General features: G+C 69.6%; 16 protein-coding genes. 6 read left to right on the forward strand and 10 right to left on the reverse strand.

The features are described 5' to 3' along the window. Positions 1 to 1,070: 1,070 nt before the first annotated feature. Positions 1,071 to 1,628, reverse strand: a complete 558-nt coding sequence (locus BAMB_RS15105; protein ID WP_011658075.1) for a sugar O-acetyltransferase — start codon at positions 1,626 to 1,628, stop codon at positions 1,071 to 1,073. A 451-nt stretch (positions 1,629 to 2,079) separates the two neighbouring features. Here BAMB_RS15105 and BAMB_RS15110 point away from each other — a divergent pair, with 451 nt between their 5' ends. After that, on the forward strand, positions 2,080 to 2,694 hold the full coding sequence (locus tag BAMB_RS15110; protein WP_011658076.1) for a glutathione S-transferase family protein: 615 nt from the start codon (positions 2,080 to 2,082) through the stop codon (positions 2,692 to 2,694). An 87-nt stretch (positions 2,695 to 2,781) separates the two neighbouring features. Here BAMB_RS15110 and BAMB_RS15115 read toward each other — a convergent pair whose 3' ends face one another. Beyond that, a complete protein-coding gene (locus BAMB_RS15115; RefSeq protein WP_011658077.1) occupies positions 2,782 to 3,747 on the reverse strand; it encodes an ion channel in 966 nt (321 codons plus the stop codon). Between the two features lie 202 nt (positions 3,748 to 3,949). Next, a complete protein-coding gene (locus BAMB_RS15120; protein ID WP_011658078.1) occupies positions 3,950 to 4,969 on the reverse strand; it encodes a sulfate ABC transporter substrate-binding protein in 1,020 nt (339 codons plus the stop codon). A gap of 452 nt (positions 4,970 to 5,421) precedes the next feature. Between BAMB_RS15120 and dapA the strand changes: the two genes are divergently transcribed. Next, complete coding sequence (gene dapA / locus BAMB_RS15125) at positions 5,422 to 6,315, forward strand: 4-hydroxy-tetrahydrodipicolinate synthase (RefSeq protein ID WP_011658079.1); 894 nt, start codon at positions 5,422 to 5,424, stop codon at positions 6,313 to 6,315. A 132-nt stretch (positions 6,316 to 6,447) separates the two neighbouring features. Here the strand turns inward: dapA and BAMB_RS15130 are convergent, their stop codons facing one another. Further along, positions 6,448 to 7,494 (reverse strand): LysR substrate-binding domain-containing protein, encoded by a 1,047-nt coding sequence (locus tag BAMB_RS15130; RefSeq protein WP_011658080.1) that lies wholly within the window; start codon positions 7,492 to 7,494, stop codon positions 6,448 to 6,450. 107 nt (positions 7,495 to 7,601) lie between these two features. Between BAMB_RS15130 and BAMB_RS15135 the strand changes: the two genes are divergently transcribed. Further along, on the forward strand, positions 7,602 to 8,879 hold the full coding sequence (locus tag BAMB_RS15135) for an MFS transporter (RefSeq protein WP_011658081.1): 1,278 nt from the start codon (positions 7,602 to 7,604) through the stop codon (positions 8,877 to 8,879). A gap of 43 nt (positions 8,880 to 8,922) precedes the next feature. Here BAMB_RS15135 and BAMB_RS15140 read toward each other — a convergent pair whose 3' ends face one another. Together BAMB_RS15140 and BAMB_RS15145 are read right to left on the reverse strand one after the other, a co-directional pair. Next, positions 8,923 to 11,124: a TonB-dependent receptor gene (locus BAMB_RS15140; RefSeq protein ID WP_011658082.1), complete on the reverse strand. Its 2,202-nt coding sequence runs from the start codon at positions 11,122 to 11,124 to the stop codon at positions 8,923 to 8,925. Positions 11,125 to 11,292: 168 nt separating this feature from the next. After that, entirely contained in the window at positions 11,293 to 11,931 is a 639-nt protein-coding gene (locus BAMB_RS15145) for a glutathione S-transferase family protein (protein ID WP_011658083.1), read from the reverse strand. A 113-nt stretch (positions 11,932 to 12,044) separates the two neighbouring features. On the opposite strand from BAMB_RS15145, the gene BAMB_RS15150 reads away from it, so the two are divergent. After that, entirely contained in the window at positions 12,045 to 12,965 is a 921-nt protein-coding gene (locus BAMB_RS15150) for a LysR substrate-binding domain-containing protein (RefSeq protein WP_011658084.1), read from the forward strand. 5 nt (positions 12,966 to 12,970) lie between these two features. On the opposite strand, the gene BAMB_RS15155 is transcribed toward BAMB_RS15150, so the two are convergent. Genes BAMB_RS15155 through BAMB_RS15165 form a run of 3 tightly spaced genes read right to left on the reverse strand, consistent with a single transcriptional unit; the run spans position 12,971 to position 16,968 of the window. Next, the gene (locus BAMB_RS15155) at positions 12,971 to 15,196 is read right to left on the reverse strand and encodes a xanthine dehydrogenase family protein molybdopterin-binding subunit (protein WP_011658085.1); all 2,226 of its coding nucleotides are present in this window, start codon (positions 15,194 to 15,196) and stop codon (positions 12,971 to 12,973) included. After that, positions 15,193 to 16,194 carry an FAD binding domain-containing protein gene (locus tag BAMB_RS15160; RefSeq protein WP_011658086.1) on the reverse strand — a complete coding sequence of 334 codons (1,002 nt, stop codon included), beginning with the start codon at positions 16,192 to 16,194 and terminating at the stop codon, positions 15,193 to 15,195. Before BAMB_RS15160 ends, BAMB_RS15155 begins: the two co-directional genes overlap by 4 nt. Positions 16,195 to 16,212: 18 nt before the next feature. Beyond that, a complete protein-coding gene (locus BAMB_RS15165) occupies positions 16,213 to 16,968 on the reverse strand; it encodes a (2Fe-2S)-binding protein (RefSeq protein WP_011658087.1) in 756 nt (251 codons plus the stop codon). A 559-nt stretch (positions 16,969 to 17,527) separates the two neighbouring features. On the opposite strand from BAMB_RS15165, the gene BAMB_RS15170 reads away from it, so the two are divergent. Both BAMB_RS15170 and BAMB_RS15175 read left to right on the forward strand, forming a co-directional pair. After that, positions 17,528 to 17,812: a hypothetical protein gene (locus BAMB_RS15170; protein WP_011658088.1), complete on the forward strand. Its 285-nt coding sequence runs from the start codon at positions 17,528 to 17,530 to the stop codon at positions 17,810 to 17,812. Positions 17,813 to 17,862: 50 nt separating this feature from the next. Further along, positions 17,863 to 19,983, forward strand: coding sequence for a phosphocholine-specific phospholipase C (locus tag BAMB_RS15175; protein WP_011658089.1), 2,121 nt, complete (start codon positions 17,863 to 17,865; stop codon positions 19,981 to 19,983). Positions 19,984 to 20,020: 37 nt separating this feature from the next. On the opposite strand, the gene BAMB_RS15180 is transcribed toward BAMB_RS15175, so the two are convergent. Next, the gene (locus BAMB_RS15180; protein WP_011658090.1) at positions 20,021 to 20,644 is read right to left on the reverse strand and encodes an RBBP9/YdeN family alpha/beta hydrolase; all 624 of its coding nucleotides are present in this window, start codon (positions 20,642 to 20,644) and stop codon (positions 20,021 to 20,023) included. Positions 20,645 to 21,037: the final 393 nt, after the last annotated feature.

A 21,037-nucleotide genomic window follows, 5' to 3' on the forward strand; every position in this document is an offset into this window, starting at 1 on the left:
AATACACAGCGCTTCGAGTGAATTCGGCTGCGAGATATCCACACCGTGATACGGGTCCGGATCTATCACCAATCCGCGCGTGCCGTTAGAATGCGCGGCGCCCCCGAATCTCGCGCGACACCCACGCGACTCGCGGAGGTCCTCACCGGACAAGCCTCACGCGCAATCGGTCACCGACGCTCACCATTGAAATACACAGCGCTTCGAGTGAATACGGCTGCGAGATATCCACACCGCGATATGCGTCCTGATCTATCACCAATCCGCGCGTGCCGTTAGAATGCGCGGCGCCCCCGAATCTCGCGCGACACCCGCGCGATGCCTCGAAATCCGCACCAGGCAAGCCTCACGCGCATCGGCCGCCGACGCTCACCATTGAAATACACAGCGCTTCGAGTGAATTCGGCTGCGAGATATCCACACCGCGATACGGGTCCGGATCTATCGCCGATCCGCGCGTGCCGTTAGAATGCGCGGCGCCCCGAATTCTCGCGCGACACCCGCGCGATGCCTGGAAGTCCGCACCCGGCAACCCTCACGCGCAATCGGTCACCGACGCTCACCATTGAAATACACAGCGCTTCGAGTGAATTCGGGTGCGAGATATCCACACCGCGATATGCGTCCGGATCTATCGCCGATCCGCGCGTGCCGTTAGAATGCGCGGCGCCCCGAATTCTCGTGCGACATCCGCACGACTCCCGGAAGTCCGCACCAGGCAAGCCTCACGCGCAACCGGCCGCCGACGCTCACCCTTCGAAAGCACAGCATTTTTCGTCGTTCGGGGCCTCGGTTGTCCACACCCTGCGTTGCGCTCACCGATGAAAATCACAGCGCGTCGAGTGATTTGGACGCCTGGATATCCACAGCCGACGCCGCGCAGGAATGTGCGGCCCGCGCATCGGCAATGTCGGCTCATGCACCTGCCCGCAACCGATGTCGAATGCCGCGAAGCCCCGCCGATTCTGCCTCCGGCCACACACTCACCGTTCGCATCCACAGCGTTTTGAGTGCACCGAAAACCCTGTTGTCCACATGCGCACCGCCGCGGGCGCGGCCCGCAGCCCCGGTCACTCGGCAATCGAACGGATGATCCGCGCCGGGTTTCCGCCGACCAGCGTATCCGGCGGAACGTCGCGCGTCACGACGGAACCCGCGCCGATCACCGAGTTCTCGCCGACCGTCACGCCGCCGATGATCGTCGCGCCCGCGCCAATCCACACGTTGTTCCCGATCACGATCGGCCGCGCGACGACGAAGTCGCGCCGGCGGGACGGCTCGACCGGATGGCCCGACGTGATGAGGCTGACGTTCGGCCCGATCATCACGTCGTCGCCGATGTCGAGTCCGCCAAGGTCATAGAAGGTGCAGTTCTGGTTGATGAACACGTTGCGGCCGATTCGTGTGTCGGCACCGCCCGTCGCGTAGAACGGCGGGATCAGCATGAAGCCGTCGTCCATCGGCGTGCCGATCAGTTCTCCGAACAAAGTGCGGACTTCGGGCGCATCGTCGAACGTCAGACGGTTGAGCCGGGCGACGATTACCATCGTTCGCGCAAGCTCGGCCCGCATCGCGGCCGATTCCGGCGTGCGCCGGGGAATGATCGTGGTGCGATCGTCGTTCGCCATTCGTTGCTGTTCTCCATGTGCGATCGAATCGGCATGCAGTGCATGCGATTCCGTGGTCTTGGAATTCGACGATTCGGGCGACCCGCGCCAGATGACCCGGTTTTCCGCGTTTCATTGTCCGTCGACGACCATCGTCCGGGGCTCATGCGCCGGTGCGCAGACACGGCCCAAAGGTCGCCATAACCCTGTAGTCGCGCTCGTTTCAGCCGAGCAATCTTTCATCGATTCATAACTAGTTAATTTATTACTAGTTAAATCATGAACTACCGTCGAACGGGGCTCTGCGGGAAACTCCCCGCCCATTCCTAACCGATCGAACCCGCGCGACGCGCCATCCGCCACCGAGCCACGATCCGCCGCGACGCACCGCCCGCCCCTGTCCGAACCTCTTCCGCTCGGGTACGCTTGAGCATCCCCCGAACCGACACGCACATCCAAAAGCGGAGGCGCGATGAAGCTCTACTACTGGCCCAAAACCCGGGCATTCCGGGCGCTGTGGATGCTGGAGGAAATCGGCGCCGTCTACGAGCTTGTGCCGATCGACCTGCGTTCGCACGAACAGGGGAGCGACGCGTTCGTCCAGGTCAATCCGATGGCCAAGCTGCCCGCGCTCGACGACGGCAGCGAGCCGTTCGCCGAATCGGGCGCGGTGCTGCTCTATCTCGCCGATCGCTGCCCTGGCGCCGGGCTCGGCATCGCGCCGGACGATCCGCTGCGCGGCCGCTTCCTGCAGTGGATGTTCTTCACACCCACCTGCCTCGAACCGGCGATGGCCGAGAAATTCACCGGCGCGTCGGGCAATCCGGTCGCGTTCGGCTGGGGCAACATCACGCGGGTGCAACGTGCGCTCGCGCAAACGCTCGCTCACAGCCGCTGGCTCGTCGGCGACCGCTTCACCGCGGCCGACCTGCTGCTCGCCAGCACGCTGAAGATCGCGTTCGACGCGCACCTGCTGCCGCACGAAGGCGTGCTCGGCGACTACGTCACGCGCGCCGAGGACCGCGACGGCCATCGCCGCGCGATGGCGGTCGAACAGCGGGAAGCGGCGCGTCTGCTGCATCCGTAACGCGCGCGCGGCGCGGCAGTCGGTGGCGGCGGTCGGTGGCGGCGGCCGCATCCGGGCGCCGGCGCCCGTTAGCGCCGGTCGCCAACGTCATGCAGCGGGCCCGGACGCCTGCGCCGCCGGGCCGCTCTCGATCACACCCGGCGAACCGCGTTCGTCACTCTCGGCGTCGACCGGCACGACCTCGTGAAAATGCGTGTAGTCGATATGCGTGATGCCGTCTTCGTCATGCATCAGGTCGACATAGCGGTGACGCCAGCGGATGTCCGCATGCGTCCATGAGTAGCGCGCCTGCATGACCTGCGCGGTCGTCTCGTCCGAGCCCTCGATCGTGATCAGCAGCGTCGCGTCGCGCGCGGCGAGCGATTCGGCCGTCTCGCCGAACAGCGGGCTCGTTTCGTCGATCACGTGCATCAGGTTCCAGCCGAGCAGGAAGATCGGATGCTCGCTGCGCACGAGCGGCAGGTCATGGATCTTGCGCAGCGTGTAACCCTCGTGCGTCCCCTCGACGCGCATCAGCCGCAGCTTGGCCTGCGCTTCGGCGATCACGTTCTGGCGCGCATTCGCGGCACGCACCATCAGCGTCATCCGCCCGTTCAGCGGGCGCACGATCGCCAGCCGCGCGAACAGGATCTTCGCCTGCGGCCGCGAAAACCGCGCGAACACGAGCCCGGTCGCCAGCGCGATGCCCGACATCCCGATGAAGATCTCGAACGTCGAGACCACGTGCGCGTAGACGCTCTGCGGATGCATGTCGCCGTAGCCGACCGTCGCGAGCGTCTCGACGCTGAAGAAGAACGCGCCGACGAAGCCTGCCGGCGACTGGTTCGCGATCGCGTCGTGGCCAAGCAGATAGAGCGCCGCGAAGCCGCCGTTGAGCAGCAGGAACAATATTGCGAGCGACAGGAAGAATACGGGCCAGCTCACCGTCAGCGCACGGTGATAGAGGTCGCGCCAGCCCAGCGGCGGCATCCCGTATGCGACAACGGGGCGGGTGCCCGACCAGAGCTTGCGGCCACGGCCGCGGGAAGCTGGGGAGGACGAATCGACGTTCATCGCGCGAGGCCGGAAGCAAGAAGGCGATGAGCGTAGCACGCGGGGCGGCGGCCGGGAATGCGCAACGATGCGGGGCGGCGTTGCGCGTGCGGCGCGAGCGATGCGCAGTGGCCTTGCGCGCGCCGGCGCGAAAAAAAAGCCGGCCGCATCGGCGGCCGGCTGCGCGGTCATCCTGCCGGCACGCACGCGGCGTGCGGCGTGCCTACTTGCGGTCGACAATCACGCGATCGAACGTGCCGCCGTCGGCGAAGTGGGTTTTCTGCGCGTTCGCCCAGCTGCCGAAAACCTGTTCGACGCTGAACGTCTTCAGCGGCTTGAACTCGGCCGCATGCTTCTTCAGCACGTTCGCGTCGCGCGGGCGCAGATGGTGCTGCGCGATGATCTCCTGCGCCTGCGGCGTGTACAGGTAGTCGAGATACGCCTGCGCGATCTTGCGCGTGCCCTTCTTGTCGGCGACCTTGTCGACGACGGCGACGGGCGGCTCCGCGAGGATGCTCGCCGACGGGTACACGGCGTCGAATTCCGCCCCCGACGCGCCCGTGTCCATCAGCGCGACTTCGTTCTCGAACGTGACGAGCACGTCGCCGATGCCGCGCTGCGTGAAGGTCGTCGTCGCGCCACGGCCGCCCGAGTCGAGCACCGGCACGTTGCGGAAGATCGCCTTCTCGAAGTCGAGCGCCTGCTGGTCGGTCGCGCCCTTCTGCTTCTGGTAGCCCCATGCGGCGAGATACGCGTAGCGGCCGTTGCCGGACGTCTTCGGGTTCGCGATGACCACCTGCACGCCCGGCTTCGCGAGATCGCTCCAGTCCCTGATCGCCTTCGGGTTGCCCTTGCGCACGAGGAACACCATCGTCGTCGAGTACGGCGAGCTGCTGTCGGGGAACCGCGCGCGCCAGTCCTTCGGCAGCAACTGGCCGCGCTCGGCGAGCAGGTCGATGTCGTTCGGCTGGTTCATCGTCACGACATCGGCCTGCAGCCCCTGCAGTACCGACAGCGCCTGCGCGCTCGACGCGCCGTGCGACTGCTTGATCGTCACGGTTTCGCCCGTCTTCTGCTTGTACGCGGCGGCGAAGCCCGAGTTGATGTCCTTGTACAGCTCGCGCGTCACGTCGTACGACACGTTCAGGATCGACGTGTCCGCGTGCGCGGCCGTTGCCGCCACGACCAGCGCCGCCGCGGTGCCCGTGTGCAGCCAGCGACCGATCCCCTTGATGCTTGCCATCGTGATATGCCCCGTTTCCAGTGGTGTTGAAGGTGCGTGACGGCACGCGTGCGCGCTGTCATCGAAACGTAAGCGGGCATTCTAGCGGCCGGGCGCTGCGCGCCTTCCAATCTGTCGTGGAAAGCAAATCTCGAATTCTGCTAACCGGCGCATGCACGCTCGCGTGCGCGCCGGCTCCGATGTTAAGATCGCCGCTCAGCCCTTTTCACGGTTCATCCATGTCCGCTGCCCTGCGCTCGTCGTCGATCCTTGCCGCCATCGCGGCAGGTGCGCGCGCGGCCGGGCTGAAACTGAAAAAACGACTCCTCGACTGACGGGGATGTCGCGTCCCGTCAGGCGAATGCCGGACGGGATGCCCGCAGGTCGTTTCTTTTCCTCGCTCGCACGCCTCGCTCCGGCACATCGCCGGCGGAACGGTTCCTTCCCACTCCGTTTCCACCATGAGGCTTTGCATGCACACACGTTTCGAAGGTATCTGGCTGCCAATCATCACGCCGTTCCATGACGGCGAGGTCGACCACGGCGCGCTCGCGCGACTCGCGCGTCACTATGCGGCGGCGGGTATCGCGGGGTTCGTCGCAGGCGCGACGACCGGTGAAGGCGTGCTGCTCGACGCGCGCGAACAGGACGCCGTGTTCGCGACGTTGCGCGATGCGGTGCCCGGCCTGCCGGTCGTCGTCGGGCTCACCGCGAGCGCGACGCACTTCGCGGCCGCCCGCGCACGCGAGCTCGCCGCGCTGCGGCCCGACGGGCTGCTCGTCACGCCGCCCGTCTACGTTCGGCCGACGCAGGACGGCATCCGCCGCCACGTGGAAGCGATCGTCGACGCGGCCGACCTGCCGGTCCTCGTCTACAACATCCCGTACCGCACCGGCGTGAACGTCGAACTGGAGACGCTGCAGGCGCTCGCGCGCGACCCGCGCGTCGCGGGCATCAAGGAATGCGGCGGCACGCTCGACCGAATGAGCCGGCTCGTGCACGACACCCCGCTCGCGATCCTTTCCGGCGACGACAACCAGAACTTCGCTGCGCTGTGTGCCGGCGCGCATGGCGCAATCGCGAGCAGCGCGCATGTGCTGCCCGAGTGGCACGTGCGCATCCATGCGCTGCTGCGCGACGGCCGGCTCGCCGACGCGCGCGAGCTGTCGGTCGCGCTGCAGCCGCTGGTCGCGGCGCTGTTCGCGGAGCCGAATCCGGCCCCGGTGAAGGCGGTGCTGGCCGCGCAGGGGTGGTGCGAGGACGGGTTGCGGCTGCCGTTCGTGCCGGCGAGCGACGGCTTGCGGGGCAGGCTGGCCGAAATTCTGGCCACGCTCGGAGCAATCGCGCCGGACAGCGCCGCCGCATAGGCCGCGACGCGACGCGCGGCTCGGACAATGGGCGCTGCTGACGAAGCGCTCATCCGCACGCCTGATCGCTCCATTCGGCCGATCGGCAGAGGCGTGCCGACGCATACCGAGCCGCTGCTTCGGAACGTTCCGTTACGCCGCAAGCATCGCCACTTCTGCCTGCGTCGCGTCCCGCACCGCCTGCGTGACGATCCGCGCGAGCCGCTCGACGGTCGGCGTCGCCGACGACGTGCGCCGCAGCAGCATCAGCGGCAGGCTCGGCAGTTCCGGCAGCCCGAACGACGCCGCGTCGAGCACGCGCACCGACGCGGGCAACCCATAATGCGAGCGCACCGTCAGCCCGAGGCCGGCTGACGCCGCGGCCCACAGCCCGGCCAGGCTCGGCGTCGTGAACGCGACGCGCCACGGCACGCCCGCGCGGTCGAGCGCGTCGGTCGCCGCGCCGAAGAACCGGCACGGCCGGTCGAACACGACGAGCGGCAGCGGCTCGGCCGACGCGCGCATCGCACGCAGACTCGCGTCGCCGTCGTCGCCCCCATCCGCCGGGCCGCCACCGTCCGGCATGCCGAAGCCCGCCGCGCCCACCGCCGCGATCCACTGCATCGGCACCTGCGCGATCGCGTCGCTGTCGATGCCCGCGCGCGACACGAGCGTCGCCGACGCCGGATCGCCCCACACCAGCGCGAGATCGAGCTGGTTCGCGTCGAGCCGCTCGAGCAGCTCCGCGTTGCGCGCGACGCGCGCCTCGATCCTCACCTTCGGATGCGCACGCGCGAAACGCCCGAGCACGTCGGGCAGGATCGCCTCGCCGAAATCCTCCTGCAGGCCGACCCGCACCCAGCCGTCGAGATTCACGCCGCGCACGGCCGCGGCCGCTTCGTCGTTCAGTTCGATCATCCGCCGCGCATAGCGCAGCATCGCGTCGCCGGCGTCGGTCAGCGCAAGCCCGCGCCCGGCCTTCACGAACAGCGGCGTGCCGGCCTGCTCCTCGAGCTTGCGGATCTGCGCGCTCACCGCCGACGACGAACGCGCGACGCGATCGGCAGCCTTCGCGAAGCTGCCGAGATCCACGCCCGCCACCAGGCTGCGCAACGCGGCGACGTCGAAGTTCGGTCGGGCCAGCGCGGCGTCGGGTGCCGCGAGTGACGCCGCGCCGTAGGCATTGTCTTGTCCGGACATCTCAACCATCCCGTTTTATCGAACGATTCATCAAAAACTTTCCGATTTTCAGGATGAATGTAGGTCGCCACACTGGCGATGTCAATTTCCGAACGGGCTCTGTCGCCATGGATACCTCCTGCCTCGCTTCCCCGTCCTCGCCCGCGCACGATGCGCGCGGCCCGGCCCATCGCTGGCGCGTGCTCGCGGCCGGCGTCGCCGCGAACATGAGCTTTTCCGCCGCCGCGGCCGGCATTCCGACCACCGCCGTGTGGATGCGCTCGGCCTACCACCTCGACAACGGCGCGCTCGGCCTCGTGCTCGGCGCGCTCGGCTTCGGCGTCGCGCTGTCGGAGCTGCCGTGGGGGATCGCCGCCGACCGTTTCGGCGACCGCCGCGTGTTGCTCACCGGCCTCGTCGCGACGGCCGCGATGCTGGCGCTGATGGTGATCACGATCGTCCCGAGCGCGCATGCGGTGCCGCCGCTGATGCGCGTCGTCGCGGCGATGTGCTGCGTCGGCCTGCTCGGCGGCAGCGTGAACGGCTCGAGCGGACGCGCGGTGATGCGCTGGTTCGGCGAGCGCGAACGCGGGCTCGCGATGAGCATCCGCCAGACGGCCGTGCCGCTCGGCGGCGGCGTCGGCGCGGCGCTGCTGCCGTCGCTCGCATCGCATGCCGGCTTCGCCGCGGTGTACGGTGCGCTGATGCTGCTGTGTGCCGGATCGGCCGCGCTGACGTGGCGCTGGCTGCACGAACCGCCCGACGCGCCGGCCGCCGCGCACGGCCCCACCGCGCACCGCCCCGCCACGCAGCAACCGCCGGCCGCGGCCGCAGCCGCGCGCAGCCCGCTCGCCAGCGGCCGCGTGTGGCGCATCGTGCTCGGCATCGGCGCGCTATGTGCGCCGCAGTTCGCGGTGCTCACGTTCGCGACCGTGTTCCTGCACGATTTCGGCCGGCTCGGCCTCGCCGGCATCAGCGCGGCGATGGTCGCGCTGCAGGTCGGCGCGATGGTGATGCGCGTCTGGAGCGGTCGTCATACCGACCGCCACGGCAACCGGCGCGCGTATCTGCGCGGGTCGGTGTGCGTGGCGGCTGGATCGTTCGCGCTGCTCGCGGCCGCGACCGCCGGCAGCCCGCACGTGCCGCTCGCCGCGATCGTCGCGATTCTCGTGTTCGCCGGTATTTGCGTGTCGGCATGGCACGGCGTCGCGTACACCGAACTCGCGACGCTCGCGGGCGCGAACCACGCGGGCACCGCGCTCGGGATGGCGAACACGATCGTCTATCTCGGGTTGTTCGCCACGCCGCTCGCGATTCCGCCGCTGCTCGCCGTCAGTTCGTGGAGCGTGGTCTGGCTCGCCGCCGCGCTGATCGCGGGCGCGACGTACCCGCTGTTTGCCCGCTAGCGGGGGCCGGCGCTGCGCCGGCTTGCCGAACCCGCACGGGCCCTCAGAACGTGTACACGGCCGACAGCATCGCCGAGCGGCCGTCGCCGAGCTCGACCGCGGACGATCGCGATTCGCTTCCCGACACCTGCCGCACGCGTTCGACATACGCACGATCGAACAGGTTGTCGACGTTCAGCTGGAAGCGCAGCCGGCGGCTCACCTCGTAGCCGGCCATCAGGCTGTGCACCCAGTACGCGCCAAGCTTGCCGTCGCCTTGCGACGTCACGTTGCGCCGGCCGACGAAGTGCGAACCGTAGCCCATCGTCCAGCCCGCCGGCAATCGATAGGTCGTCCACACGTTGAACGCATGCCGCGGCGTGTTGCCGAGCGCCTGGCCCCCGCGGCGCGGCGTGGCCGGCGAACTGAGCGTGACGCTCGCCAGATACGTGTAGTTCGCGAACAGGTCCCAGCGCGGCGTCACCTTGCCGGCGGCACCGAGTTCGACACCGCGCACGCGCTGCCGGCCCACGAGCGCGTAGCCGCCGTCGGCCATTCGTTCGCGCGCGTTCTTCTTTTCGGTCTGGAACAGCGCGCCGTTCAGCGCGATGCCCGCGAGCCCTTCCCATTTCGCGCCGAGCTCGAAGCTCTCGTTTTTCTCGGGGGCGAGCGCACCGGTCGCCGCGCTCACGCCGGAGCCGGTGGTCACGAGAAATTCGGCAGACGGGTTGAACGATGTGCCATAGGCGAAATACGCGCGGCCGTTGTCGGTCGGCTTGAACACGAGGGCCGCGCGCGTGCTCAGATGACGGTCGCCGCTGTCCGCGCGCTCGGTCGGTTTGCCGGCCGGCGTACTTTCCGCCCAGCCGTCGATCCAGTCGTGCCGCAGCCCGACGTCGACATCCCAATTCCGGCCGAGCGAGATCGTGTCGAACGCGTACAGCGCCTTCACGACGAGCGCCGTGTCGTTGCGCGCGCTGTCCTGGCGCCGCGCGGGCCCTTGCCAGATGCCCGGCGGCGCGGCGAGCGCGAAACCGTCGGCCGGATAGAACCGGTTGAGCCCGTACGAATAGGTCGTGCGGCCGTACGTTTCCCGCGAGATCTCGAAGCCGGTGACGAGCGTGTGCCCGATCCCGAGCGTCGCGAACTCGCTCGTGATGTTCGTCTGGTTCGCCCACATCGCGGTCGACGCATCGCGGCCGTAGCCCTGCGGCCCGGCCGGCTTGTAGCGCCCGGGCGGCAGCCCCTGCAGGTTCACGTGCGACGCGGAAATCACGGTGTCGCGATTCAGGTGCGCATAGCGGCTCAGGTTCTGCACCTTCAGGCTGGACGACACGTCGTGTTCGGCCTTCACGGTGAACGCGTCCGACGTGATGCGTTCGCGATCGAGATTGCGCCAGCCGAAATAGCTGTCGCGCGACACGCCGGCCAGCACCTGGCCGTTGTGCGCCGGCAGCCCGTAGTCGGGCAGGTTGTTGTCGTACTGGTGAAAATAGCCGAGCGTGACGCGCGTCGGCGTGCCGAGACCGAACGCCAGCGACGGCGCGACACCCCAGCGCCGCTTGCGGATGTCGTCGCGGCCCGGCACTTCGTTGACGTGCGCCATCGCGTTCAGGCGGAACGCCGCCCGATCGTCGGTGCCGGGCAGCGGCCGGTTCGCATCGAGCGTCACGCGGCGATAGCCGGACGTGCCGAGCATCGTGCCGGCCTCCGTGGACGCACCGGCCTTCGGCGTCTTGCTGACGAGGTTCACCGAGCCGCCCGTCGTGCCCGCGCCGCCGAATACCGAGTTCGGCCCCTTGATCACTTCGACCGCCTCGATGTTGAACAGGTCGCTGCGATTGTTCTGCGCACTGTCGCGCAGCCCGTCGATCTGCATGTTCGCATTCGCGCTGAAGCCGCGGATATTGAACATGTCGCCCGAACCGCCGCCGCCCTCTCCCGCGTTGAACGTGATGCCCGCGACGTTCGACAGCGCCTCGCGCAGGCTCAGCGCCTGCTGTTCGTCGAGCACCACGCGCGGCACGACGGTGATCGTCTGCGGCACGTCGAGCAGCGGCGTCGCATATTTGGCGGAGCCCGAGCGGTCGACGCGCGAACCCGCGTCGCGCTCGCCGTGAACGAAGATCGGGTTCAGGTGCGGCGCGTGCCGCGGCTCGCCCTCGTCCGCGCAGGCCGGCGCGGCCGCACAGGTCATCATCGCGAATGCGACGGACGCGCTCGCGCGGCGCGGCGGCGTCGCGCGCGACTGAATGCAACGGCTCATGTTCACTCCACTCCAATGTTGAGAATGATTCTCATTACAATGGAATGGGCGCGACACGGCAATTGGACACGTCCGAACTTCGTTATCCGAACGACTCGTCGGACGACTCGTCGGACGACCCGTCGAACGAAGCAGCCATGCCGCCGACCGGCCAGCCGCGGCCGCGTGTCAGACCTGCTCGCGCGCCACCGCGCGCCGAGCGGCCGGCCGCTCGGCCTCGCGCTGCGCATGCGCGGTCCACGCGGGATGCCGCGTCATGTCGAGCCCGATCGCGACGCCCCAGCGATACAGCACCAGCAGGAACGGATCGACGATCGAATGACCGCCCGGCTCGGCCCACGTGCGGCCGTCGGCGAGCGCGGCTTCGATCGATGCGTTCGCGGCGTCGATCAGCCCGCGCCCGTGCGCACTGATCGCACCGTGCAGCGCGGGATCGCCGATGAAGCGCCCCGGCCGCCACAGCGTGCCGTAGCCGACGCCGTGCACCCAGCCGACCAGCCACGCGAGCCATTCGTGGCAGCGCGCCTCGCGCAGCGGATCGTCGAGGGGCAGCAGCTGCGCGTCCGGATGGCGGCGCGCGAGATACGTGAGGATCGCGGGCGTTTCGGTCAGCACGCGCGGCTCGCCCGGAATCGCGAGCACGGGCACGCGCGCCTTCGGGTTGATCGCGAGATAGCGCGCGTCGAGATTCTGCCGCTCGCGCACGGACACGATCTCGACGTCGAACGGCGCGCCGGTTTCCTCGAGCGCGATGTGGGCGGCGAGCGAACACGCGCCCGGCGAAAGATAGAGACGATATGCGTTCATGGATGGCGTTGCCCGGTGGACTCGTTGAAAGACGGAACCGAGTGTAGGAGCGCGCGGCCGGCCGCCACAAACGATGAATTGTCGTGCTCGGGCATTAGTGCTACTAATGCGTGATGCGACGCATCCACCTTCCCCCGCTGCAGACGCTGCGCGCGTTCGAAGCCGCCGTGCGGCTGCAGAGCTTCACGCGCGCGGCCGACGAACTCGCGCTCACGCAGGGCGCGGTCAGCCAGCACATCCGCGCGCTCGAAGCGCAGCTCGGTCATCCGCTGTTCACGCGCGAGCGCAACGGCGCCACGCCGACGCATGCCGCGCACGCGCTCGTGCTGCAGGTGCGCCAGGGCCTGAGCGTGCTCGAACGCGCGTTCGAGCCGGCGCTCGCCGTGCGCGACCGCCCGCGCACCTGCGACGTCACGCTGAACGTGAGCGTGCTGCCGAGCGTCGCCGAGCGCTGGCTCGCGCCGCGCCTGCCGCGCTTCGCGGCCGCGCATCCGCACATCGCGATCGCGCTGCATCCGGACGCGGCGCTCGCGCCGCTGCGCAAGCGCGACCGCATCGACGTCGCGCTGCGCTACGGGCCTGGCACCTGGCCGGGCGTCGTCGCCGAGAAGCTGATGAACGAGACGGTCTTTCCGGTCGCGAGCCCCGCGTACCGCAATCGCGACGGCATCGCGCCGCGCACGCCAGCCGATCTCGTGCGCGCGACCCTGCTGCGCCACCCCGCGCAGCCGTGGGAACCGTGGTTCCAGGCCGCTCGCCTCGACCTCGTCGAATCCGCGCGCGCGCCGCGCTTCACCGATGCGAACGCGCTGATCGACGCGGCGCTGAAAGGACGCGGCGTCGCGCTCGCGCGCCGCTCGCTGATCGAACCCGAACTCGCGGCCGGCACGCTCGTGCGCGTGTCGACGGTGCGCGTGACCGACGTGTATGCGCACTACGTGGTGTGGCGCCCCGGCCATCCGCACGAAGCGGCGATCCGCACGTGGCTCGACTGGCTGCGCAGCGAAGTGCGGCGCAGGACGCCGCGACGCTGACGCGCTCAGGCCCGCGCCGGCATCGCCACCTTGTCGAGCGTGATCGGCAGATCGCGCACGCGCACGCCCGTCGCGTGATAGACGGCGTTGGCAATCGCGGCCGGCACGCCGGTGATCCCGATCTCGCCGATACCGCGGATGCCGAGCGGATTGAAGTGCGTGTCGCTCTCGTCGACGAAGGTCACGTCGAACTCGCCGATATCCGCGTTCACCGGCACGTGATATTCGGCGAGGTTCGCATTCGTGAAGCGGCCGTGCCGCACGTCGAGATGCGAACCTTCCTCGAGCGCCGTGCCGAGCCCCCACACCATCCCGCCGAGCAACTGGCTGCGCGCGGTCTTCGCATTGAGCACGCGGCCGACGCTGTACACGCCGACGATGCGCGGCACGCGGATCGTGCCGAGTTCGGCGTCGACGTGCACTTCCGCGAACACCGCGCCGAACGAGTGGGACGCGTAGCGCGACTTCTCGTCGCCCGGCTTCGTCGTCGCCTGCGCGTCGATCGGATGGCCGCCCGCCCGCGCGATCACTGCGGCGGCCGGATCGCGCCGCGACGGGTCGCCGCGATGCACGAGCCAGCCGTCGTCGACCGTCACGTCGTCGGCCGCGGCGCCGTGCAGCGGCGAGCCCGGATCGGCGATCGCCAGCGCGATCAGCTGCGCGCGCGCCTGCAGGGCGGCCTCGCGCACGGCCGGCGCGACGCTCGCCGCCGATTGCGAGCCGCCCGACACCGGCGCGCGCGGCAGGCTCGAATCGCCGAGCACGAAACGCACGTGTTGCGGCGCGAAGCCGAGCGCATCGGCGGCGACCTGCGTCATCACGGTGTAGGTGCCCGTACCGATGTCCTGCGTGCCCGACGCCACTTCGGCCGTGCCGTCCGGCAGGATGCGCGCACGCGCGGCCGCCTCGCTGCGGTTCGCCGGATACGTGGCGGCCGCCATCCCGAGGCCGATCAGCGTGTCGCCGTCGCGCATCGTGCGCGGCGCGCCGGTGCGGCGCGACCAGCCGAAGCGTTGCGCGCCGACGCGGTAGCACTCGCGCAGCTTGTTGCTCGACCACGGCTTGCCGTCCTGCGGATCGACCTCGGCATAATTCGCGAGCCGCAGCGCGACCGGATCCATCCCGAGCCGCCACGCGAGTTCGTCCATCGCCGATTCGAGCGCGAACGAGCCGGGCGTCTCGCCGGGCGCGCGCATGAACGTCGGCGTGCCGACGTTCAGCGCCACGATCCGGTGCGTGGTCGCCTGGTTCGGCACCGCATACATGATGCGCGACGGCATCCCGCACATCTCCGTCCAGTCCTCGAAGGTCGACGTGGTGACGATCGAGTCGTGGCGCATCGCGGTCAGCGTGCCGTCGTGGCGGGCGGCCAGCACGACGCGCTGTTCGGTGAACGGCCGGCCCCCGACCGGGCCGAACATCTGCGGCCGCGTCAGCGCGAGCCGGACCGGGCGACCGACCTGCTTCGCGGCCATCGCGCACAGCGACACGTGCGACCACGACGATCCCTTGCAGCCGAAGCCGCCGCCGAGGAACGGTGAAATCACGCGGACCTGTTCCGGCGCGATGCCGAAGACCGCGGCCACCGCGGTGCTCGCGCCGGACACGCCCTGCGTCGCATCGTGCAGCGTGAGCGTCGGCCCGTCCCAGTGCGCCATCGTCGCGTGCGGCTCGATCGGGTTGTGATGCTGCATCGGCGTCGTGTAGGTCGCGTCGATGCGCACCGCGCCTTCGCGCAGGCCGGCCTCGACGTCGCCGCGCTGCGTATCCATCGCGCGCCCCTGCTGCTTCGGCGGCACGCGTGCAGCGCCCTTCTCGCGCGCGAAATCGAGCGCGGCATTGCTCGCGCGATAGCGCACGCGCACCGCATTCGCGGCGTCGGTCGCATGCTCGAGCGTGTCGGCGACGACGACCGCGACGGGCTCGTTGCTGTAGCGCACCGCGTCGTCCTGCAGCAGCGTGAGCCGGCGCCCGGCGGGTGGCGACAGCGGCGGACGGCCGCCGTTCGGCAGCCGCATCGCATTCTCGTGCGTCATCACGAGCAGCACGCCCGGCATCGCGCGGGCACGCGCCGTGTCGATCGACTCGATGCGTCCCGATGGAATCGTGCTGGTCACGAGCACCGCATGCGCGAGCCGCGCATCGGCAAACTCGGCCGCATAACGCGCGCCGCCCGTCACCTTGAGTTCGCCGTCGACGCGGTCGAGCGGCTGTCCCGTCAACGTGTTCATGCGGCACCTCCCGTCGCGCCGGCGGCAATGGTCACCGCGCGCACGATCGCGCGCTGCGCGAGCGCGACCTTGAATCCGTTACCGTCGAGCGGCCGCGCATCGCGCAACTCGAGCGCGGCCGCCTCGCGCAGCGCGGCATCGGTCGGCGCGCGCCCCGCGAGGTGCCGTTCCGCGGCCGTCGCGCGCAGCGGCTTGTGCGCGACGCCGCCGAGCGCGATCCGCGCCTCCGCAATGCGCGGGCCGTCCATCCGCAATGCGGCGGCCACGGCCACCAGCGCGAACGCGTAGCTCGCACGGTCGCGCACCTTCAGATAGTGCGCATGGTCGGCGAAGCGCGGCGGCGGCAGGTCGACCGCGGTGATCAGTTCGCCGGGCTCGAGCGTCGTGTCGAGATCGGGCCGATCGCCGGGCAAGCGGTGAAACGACGCGAACGGAATCTGCCGCGCGCCGTGCGGGCCGCTGACCTGCACGACGGCGTCGAGCGCCGCGAGCGCGACGCTCATGTCCGACGGGTTCACCGCCACGCACTGCGGGCTCGCGCCGAGTATCGCGTGCATCCGGTTGTGGCCGCCGATTGCCGCGCAGCCGCTGCCCGGCGCGCGCTTGTTGCATTGCGCGAACGCCGGATCGTAGAAATACGGACAGCGCGTGCGCTGCATCAGGTTGCCGCCCACCGTCGCCATGTTGCGCAATTGCGCGGACGCGCCGGCGAGCAGCGCTTGCGACAGCAGCGGATAGTCGGTGCGAATGCGCGGATGGTCGGCCGCGTCGCTGTTGCGCACGAGCGCACCGATGCGCAGCCCGCCGCCGGGCAGTGCATCGACCGTGTCGAGGCCCGCGATGCGCGTGATGTCGATGAGCGCGACGGGCCGTGCGACGCCGCCCTTCATCAGGTCGAGCAGGTTCGTGCCGCCGCCGATGAACGCCGCGCCCGGCCGCTGCGCCGCGCGCACGGCAGCGGCGACGTCGGTGGCGCGTTCGTAGGAGATCGCTTCCATTGCGGTGCCCTCCGTCGGCTAGCCGCGCGCCGCGTGCGCGGCGCGCACGGCGGCGACGATGTTCTGATACGCACCGCAGCGGCACAGGTTGCCGCTCATGCGTTCGCGAATCTCGTCGTCCGACAGCTGCGCCGGGTGCCGCCGCACATCGTCGGTGACGGCGCTCGCGGCCCCGGACGAGAACTCGTCGAGCAGCGCGGTCGCGGAGCAGAGCTGGCCGGACGTGCAGTAGCCGCACTGGAACGCATCGTGTTCGACAAACGCACGCTGCACGGGGCTCAATACGCCGCCGTGCGCGAGGCCCTCGACGGTCGTGATCCGCTGGCCTTCGTGCATCACCGCGAGCGTCAGGCACGCATTGATGCGCCGTCCTTCGACGAGCACCGTGCAGGCGCCGCACTGCCCGCGGTCGCAGCCCTTCTTCGTGCCCGTGAGGCCCGCATATTCGCGCAGCGCGTCGAGCAGCGTGACACGCGGTTCGAGCTGCAGCGTGTAGGCGCGCCCGTTGATGTCGAGATGCACCGGTTGTGCCGGGACCGGATCGCGGTGCGGGGCACCCGAGCCGGACGCGGCGTGTGCGGGCTGCGGATGAACGTGCGATGCGGCGCTGACCGTCGCGGCCGCGGCCGCGGATTGCAAAAAGCGGCGCCGTGCGGCACTCGACGGCGTATCGTGCGGCAACGGCAGCGCCGCTGAATCGCCGGGCGCGGGTGTCGGCGGGCCGGCATCGCGCGCGGGTTCGGCGGACGGGGAATCGGATCGATCGCTGGACATGACTTCTGCTCGCTCCATGGGGTGAATGGATGCAGATGTGCCGCCCGTGCGCGGAGGGCCGCGCGCGACGGCACGCGCATCGGCGCAGTTAGCAATTCCGGTGCCGCGGGTATGTGCGGGTAGCACCCCAACGCGCGGCGCTGGCATCGACACGCGGCGCGAACGCGCGGCAAACTGGCCGCGCCGCCTTTCTTGACGCATGCATGGCACGACGCTGGCGCGTGGCTGACCGCGCGCTGGCAAAGCGGCAAAAACGCCCGCTTTTCGGCGTGATTCGCGGCGCGTCGACCGCAGATTGCCGATCGCATTCGGGGTGCCGCGCACGCCGCAGGCATTGCAATGAGTCCGTCGTCGCATTGCACGCGCGTGTAAATACGCGCCGCCTCCGCGTCCGCTGGAAAATTCCGCCATGCGAGCATGCGATGCTTCGCGAAAGCATCCGGTCAGCTTCACGAAAGCCTTTCGCGATCACGCCCCGGTTGCAAACGATTCACCGAATCGTCGCATCGCACCGGCATACTGGAAATCGTTTCCCGATCCGCCTGCCAGGAGAGAAGTCATGCGTCGCGTTGCCCTCGTCGTCGTTCTGTGTGCCGCCACCTTCGTCGCCGCCTGCAGCGACGACGCGCCGCACGACGCGCACACGGCCGACGGCTCGCCACCGGCCGGCGCATCGTCCGGCTCCGCGAGCGCATTCAACAGCGGTGCAGGCGCGAGCGCCGCCGCATCCGATGCCGCACCGCTCGCGCCGCCTGTCGTCCACTACCCGCCCGACGATGACGACGACGCCAAGCCCGCGACGAATGCGGGCGCGTCCGGCGTCGCCGCGTCCTCATCGCACTGATCCCGCCGTTCCTGTCCCGTCCCCCGATCGCAGAACCGAGGTGAAACAACATGACGTCATCCAGCCGCCGCCGTTTCCTGCATACCGTCGCACAATCGGCGGGCGCCGCCGTCGCGCTCAACGCGTTCCCTGAATCGATCCGCCGCGCGCTCGCGATTCCGGCCGCGCGCGGCACCGGCACGATCCGCGATGTGCAGCACATCGTCGTGTTCATGCAGGAGAACCGCTCGTTCGACCATTACTTCGGACACCTGCGCGGCGTGCGCGGCTACAACGACCGCTTCCCGATCCCGCTGCCGAACGGCAAGCCGGTGTGGTACCAGCCGTCGAAGGAAGACCCGACGAAACCGGTGCTGCCGTTTCGGCTCGACACGAAGACGACCAGCGCGCAGTGCCTCGGCGCGCTCGACCATTCGTGGGCGAAGACCCACGCGGCGATCGACGGCGGCCGCTACGACCAGTGGCCCGCGAACAAGACCGACATGACGATGGGCTATCACGTGCGCGAGGACATCCCGTTCCACTATGCGCTCGCCGATGCGTTCACCGTGTGCGACCACTACTTCTGCTCGCTGCCGGGGCCGACGCACCCGAACCGCGCGTACCTGATGACGGGCACGGTCGACCCGACCGGCAAGTTCGGCGGCCCGCTGCTCGACAACGCCGACTACGTCGACGGCGACCTGCCGCCCGCGTATCAGCTGCTGTCGTGGACGACCTTCCCCGAACGGCTCGAGGCGCACGGCGTGTCGTGGCAGATCTACCAGCAGGGGCTCACCTGGGCTGACCCGTACAACGGCAACTACGGCACGAACATCCTGCAGAACTTCACGAACTTCATCAACGCGAAGCCGGGTTCGTCGCTGTACCAGCGCGCGCAGACGGTGCGCACGCTCGACAACCTGAAGGACGACGTGATCAACGACCGGCTGCCGCAGGTGTCGTGGCTGCTGCCGCCCGCCGCGTTCTCGGAGCATCCGAAATACACGCCCGCGTACGGCGCGAACTACACGTCGCAGATCCTCGACGCGCTGACGTCGAATCCGGACGTGTGGGCGAAGACCGTGCTGTTCATCATGTACGACGAGAACGACGGCTTCTTCGACCACGTCGTGCCGCCGCAACCGCCCACCTCCGCCGCGCAGGGCGCGTCGACCGTGACGACCGACGGCGAGCTGCATACCGTCGTGAACCCGGGGCGCGGCGGCAGCTACACCGCCGACGGGCTGCCGTACGGCCTCGGGCCGCGCGTGCCGATGACGGTCGTGTCGCCGTGGTCGAAAGGCGGCTTCGTGTGCTCCCAGGTGTTCGACCACACGTCGGTGATCCGCTTCATCGGCGAGCGCTTCGGCATCGACGAGCCGAACATCACGCCGTGGCGCCGCACCGTGTGCGGCGACCTCACCGCCGCGTTCGACTTCCGCTCGTCCGACGCATCGTTTCCGTCGCTGCCCGATACGAGCCAGTACCGCTCGATCGCCGACCAGCAATGCACGTCGCAACCCGCGCCCACCGTGCCCGCGACGCCGTCGCCGATCGTCCCGCAGGAGCCCGGCGTGCGGCCCGCACGCGCGCTGCCTTACGAACTGCATGTGAACGCGAGCATCTACGGCGGCAACACGCTGCGCATCGAGTTCGCGAACCGCGGCAACCAGGGCGCGCACTTCCAGGTGTACGCGACGAACCGCACCGACGGCCCGTGGCGCTACACGGTCGGCGCGCGCCGCGTGCTGCACGCGGACTTCGACCTGACGGAGACGAACGGCGTGTATGCGTTCTCGGTGTACGGGCCGAACGGCTTCGTCCGGATGTTCGCGGGCAACGTGTCGGTCGCGACCGCGCGCCGCCGCAACCACGCGCAGCCGGAGGTGAAGGCCGGCTACGACATCGCGAACGGCAACCTGTACCTGAAGCTGCGCAACCATGGCGCAGGCCACGTCACGCTGACGCTGGCCGACAACGCATACGGCGCGCCCGCGCGCCAGGTGACGCTGCACGGCGGCGACGAACGCGTCGAGCAGTGGGCGCTCGCGTCGAGCCACCACTGGTATGACGTTACGGTGAGCGACGGCGCGAACGGCACGTTCTCGCGCCGCTTCGCGGGTCACGTCGAGAACGGCCGGTCGAGCTACTCGGATCCGGCCGCGGTGGCGCCCGTCTCGGCGTCGTAGCCGCGTCACGCCGCTGCGCAGCGCGTGACGGTGAGTGTCAGATCGCGTGCGCGAGCGCGCGGTCGACAAGCGCGGCGTCGAAGCCGTCGTCCGCATCGCGAAAGCGCAGCGGCGCCGCGCAATGTACCAGCGTGTCGACGAAATATTTCGCGCGCGGCCATGGGCCGAAGCCGGCCGCGGTGTTGATGTGCCCCGCGTCGCCGAGGTTCACGAATGCGCTGCCGAGCCGCTGTGCGAGCGTGCGCGCATCGGCGAGCGGCATCCACGGATCGGTCTCGCTGCCGATCACGATCGACGGCGCCGCGAGCCGGCGCGCGTCGAACGGCCCGGCGAACGTGAACTTCTTAGGACTGGCCGGTGCGACGAGCAGCACGCCCGCGACGTCGGCCGTCTGCGGCCATTGCGCGAGCGCATGCGCGGCCGCGAGGCAGCCGAAGCTGTGCGCGGCGAGCACGAACGGGCCGCGCTCACGTTCGAGCAGCGCGCGCACCGACTGCGCCCAGCGCGCGAGATCGGGGGCGTCCCAGTCGGCCTGTTCGACCCGCAGCGAACGCGGGAACTGCCGCTCCAGCCAGGTCTGCCAGTGGGCGCCTTCGCTGCCGTGCAGGCCCGGAACGGTCACGAGCCGCGGCGGCCACGCCGATTTGCTGCATGCGCGCATGATTGCCCTCGCTTGCTTTGCTTGGAGACGAGGTTCGATTGTGGCGCGCCGCGCGCGGCGGCCGAACCAATATTTTGTGCTTTGCTTCTGCGCGCGACGGGCACCCGGGGGCGGCCACCGGCGACGGGCGCCCGGGGACGGCCGCCAGCGATGGGCACCCGGGGACGGCCTCCGGCGACGGGCACCCGGTGAAGGCCGCCGGCGATAGGCACCCGGCGAAGGCCACCGCGGATGGCCACCGGCGACGGGCACCCAAGGACGGCCGCCGTCGGCCACCCATGCGAGCCGCGCCACGCGCACCGGCGCCCCCCGCGGCGACGCAACCCGCCGCGAAACCGTAGAATGTGGGCTTCCCGCTTGCCATGCATCGGATCGAAACCCGCGCGCCGCCGC

Source organism: Burkholderia ambifaria AMMD (assembly GCF_000203915.1).
GTDB lineage: Bacteria > Pseudomonadota > Gammaproteobacteria > Burkholderiales > Burkholderiaceae > Burkholderia > Burkholderia ambifaria.

Excerpts from the sequence above, each read along its gene's own strand:
- BAMB_RS15105 (WP_011658075.1), bottom strand. The coding sequence starts at position 1,628 with ATGGCGAACGACGATCGCACCACGATCATTCCCCGGCGCACGCCGGAA.
- BAMB_RS15110 (WP_011658076.1), top strand. The coding sequence starts at position 2,080 with ATGAAGCTCTACTACTGGCCCAAAACCCGGGCATTCCGGGCGCTGTGG.
- BAMB_RS15115 (WP_011658077.1), bottom strand. The coding sequence starts at position 3,747 with ATGAACGTCGATTCGTCCTCCCCAGCTTCCCGCGGCCGTGGCCGCAAG.
- BAMB_RS15120 (WP_011658078.1), bottom strand. The coding sequence starts at position 4,969 with ATGGCAAGCATCAAGGGGATCGGTCGCTGGCTGCACACGGGCACCGCG.
- dapA (WP_011658079.1), top strand. The coding sequence starts at position 5,422 with ATGCACACACGTTTCGAAGGTATCTGGCTGCCAATCATCACGCCGTTC.
- BAMB_RS15130 (WP_011658080.1), bottom strand. The coding sequence starts at position 7,494 with ATGTCCGGACAAGACAATGCCTACGGCGCGGCGTCACTCGCGGCACCC.
- BAMB_RS15135 (WP_011658081.1), top strand. The coding sequence starts at position 7,602 with ATGGATACCTCCTGCCTCGCTTCCCCGTCCTCGCCCGCGCACGATGCG.
- BAMB_RS15140 (WP_011658082.1), bottom strand. The coding sequence starts at position 11,124 with ATGAGCCGTTGCATTCAGTCGCGCGCGACGCCGCCGCGCCGCGCGAGC.
- BAMB_RS15145 (WP_011658083.1), bottom strand. The coding sequence starts at position 11,931 with ATGAACGCATATCGTCTCTATCTTTCGCCGGGCGCGTGTTCGCTCGCC.
- BAMB_RS15150 (WP_011658084.1), top strand. The coding sequence starts at position 12,045 with ATGCGACGCATCCACCTTCCCCCGCTGCAGACGCTGCGCGCGTTCGAA.
- BAMB_RS15155 (WP_011658085.1), bottom strand. The coding sequence starts at position 15,196 with ATGAACACGTTGACGGGACAGCCGCTCGACCGCGTCGACGGCGAACTC.
- BAMB_RS15160 (WP_011658086.1), bottom strand. The coding sequence starts at position 16,194 with ATGGAAGCGATCTCCTACGAACGCGCCACCGACGTCGCCGCTGCCGTG.
- BAMB_RS15165 (WP_011658087.1), bottom strand. The coding sequence starts at position 16,968 with ATGTCCAGCGATCGATCCGATTCCCCGTCCGCCGAACCCGCGCGCGAT.
- BAMB_RS15170 (WP_011658088.1), top strand. The coding sequence starts at position 17,528 with ATGCGTCGCGTTGCCCTCGTCGTCGTTCTGTGTGCCGCCACCTTCGTC.
- BAMB_RS15175 (WP_011658089.1), top strand. The coding sequence starts at position 17,863 with ATGACGTCATCCAGCCGCCGCCGTTTCCTGCATACCGTCGCACAATCG.
- BAMB_RS15180 (WP_011658090.1), bottom strand. The coding sequence starts at position 20,644 with ATGCGCGCATGCAGCAAATCGGCGTGGCCGCCGCGGCTCGTGACCGTT.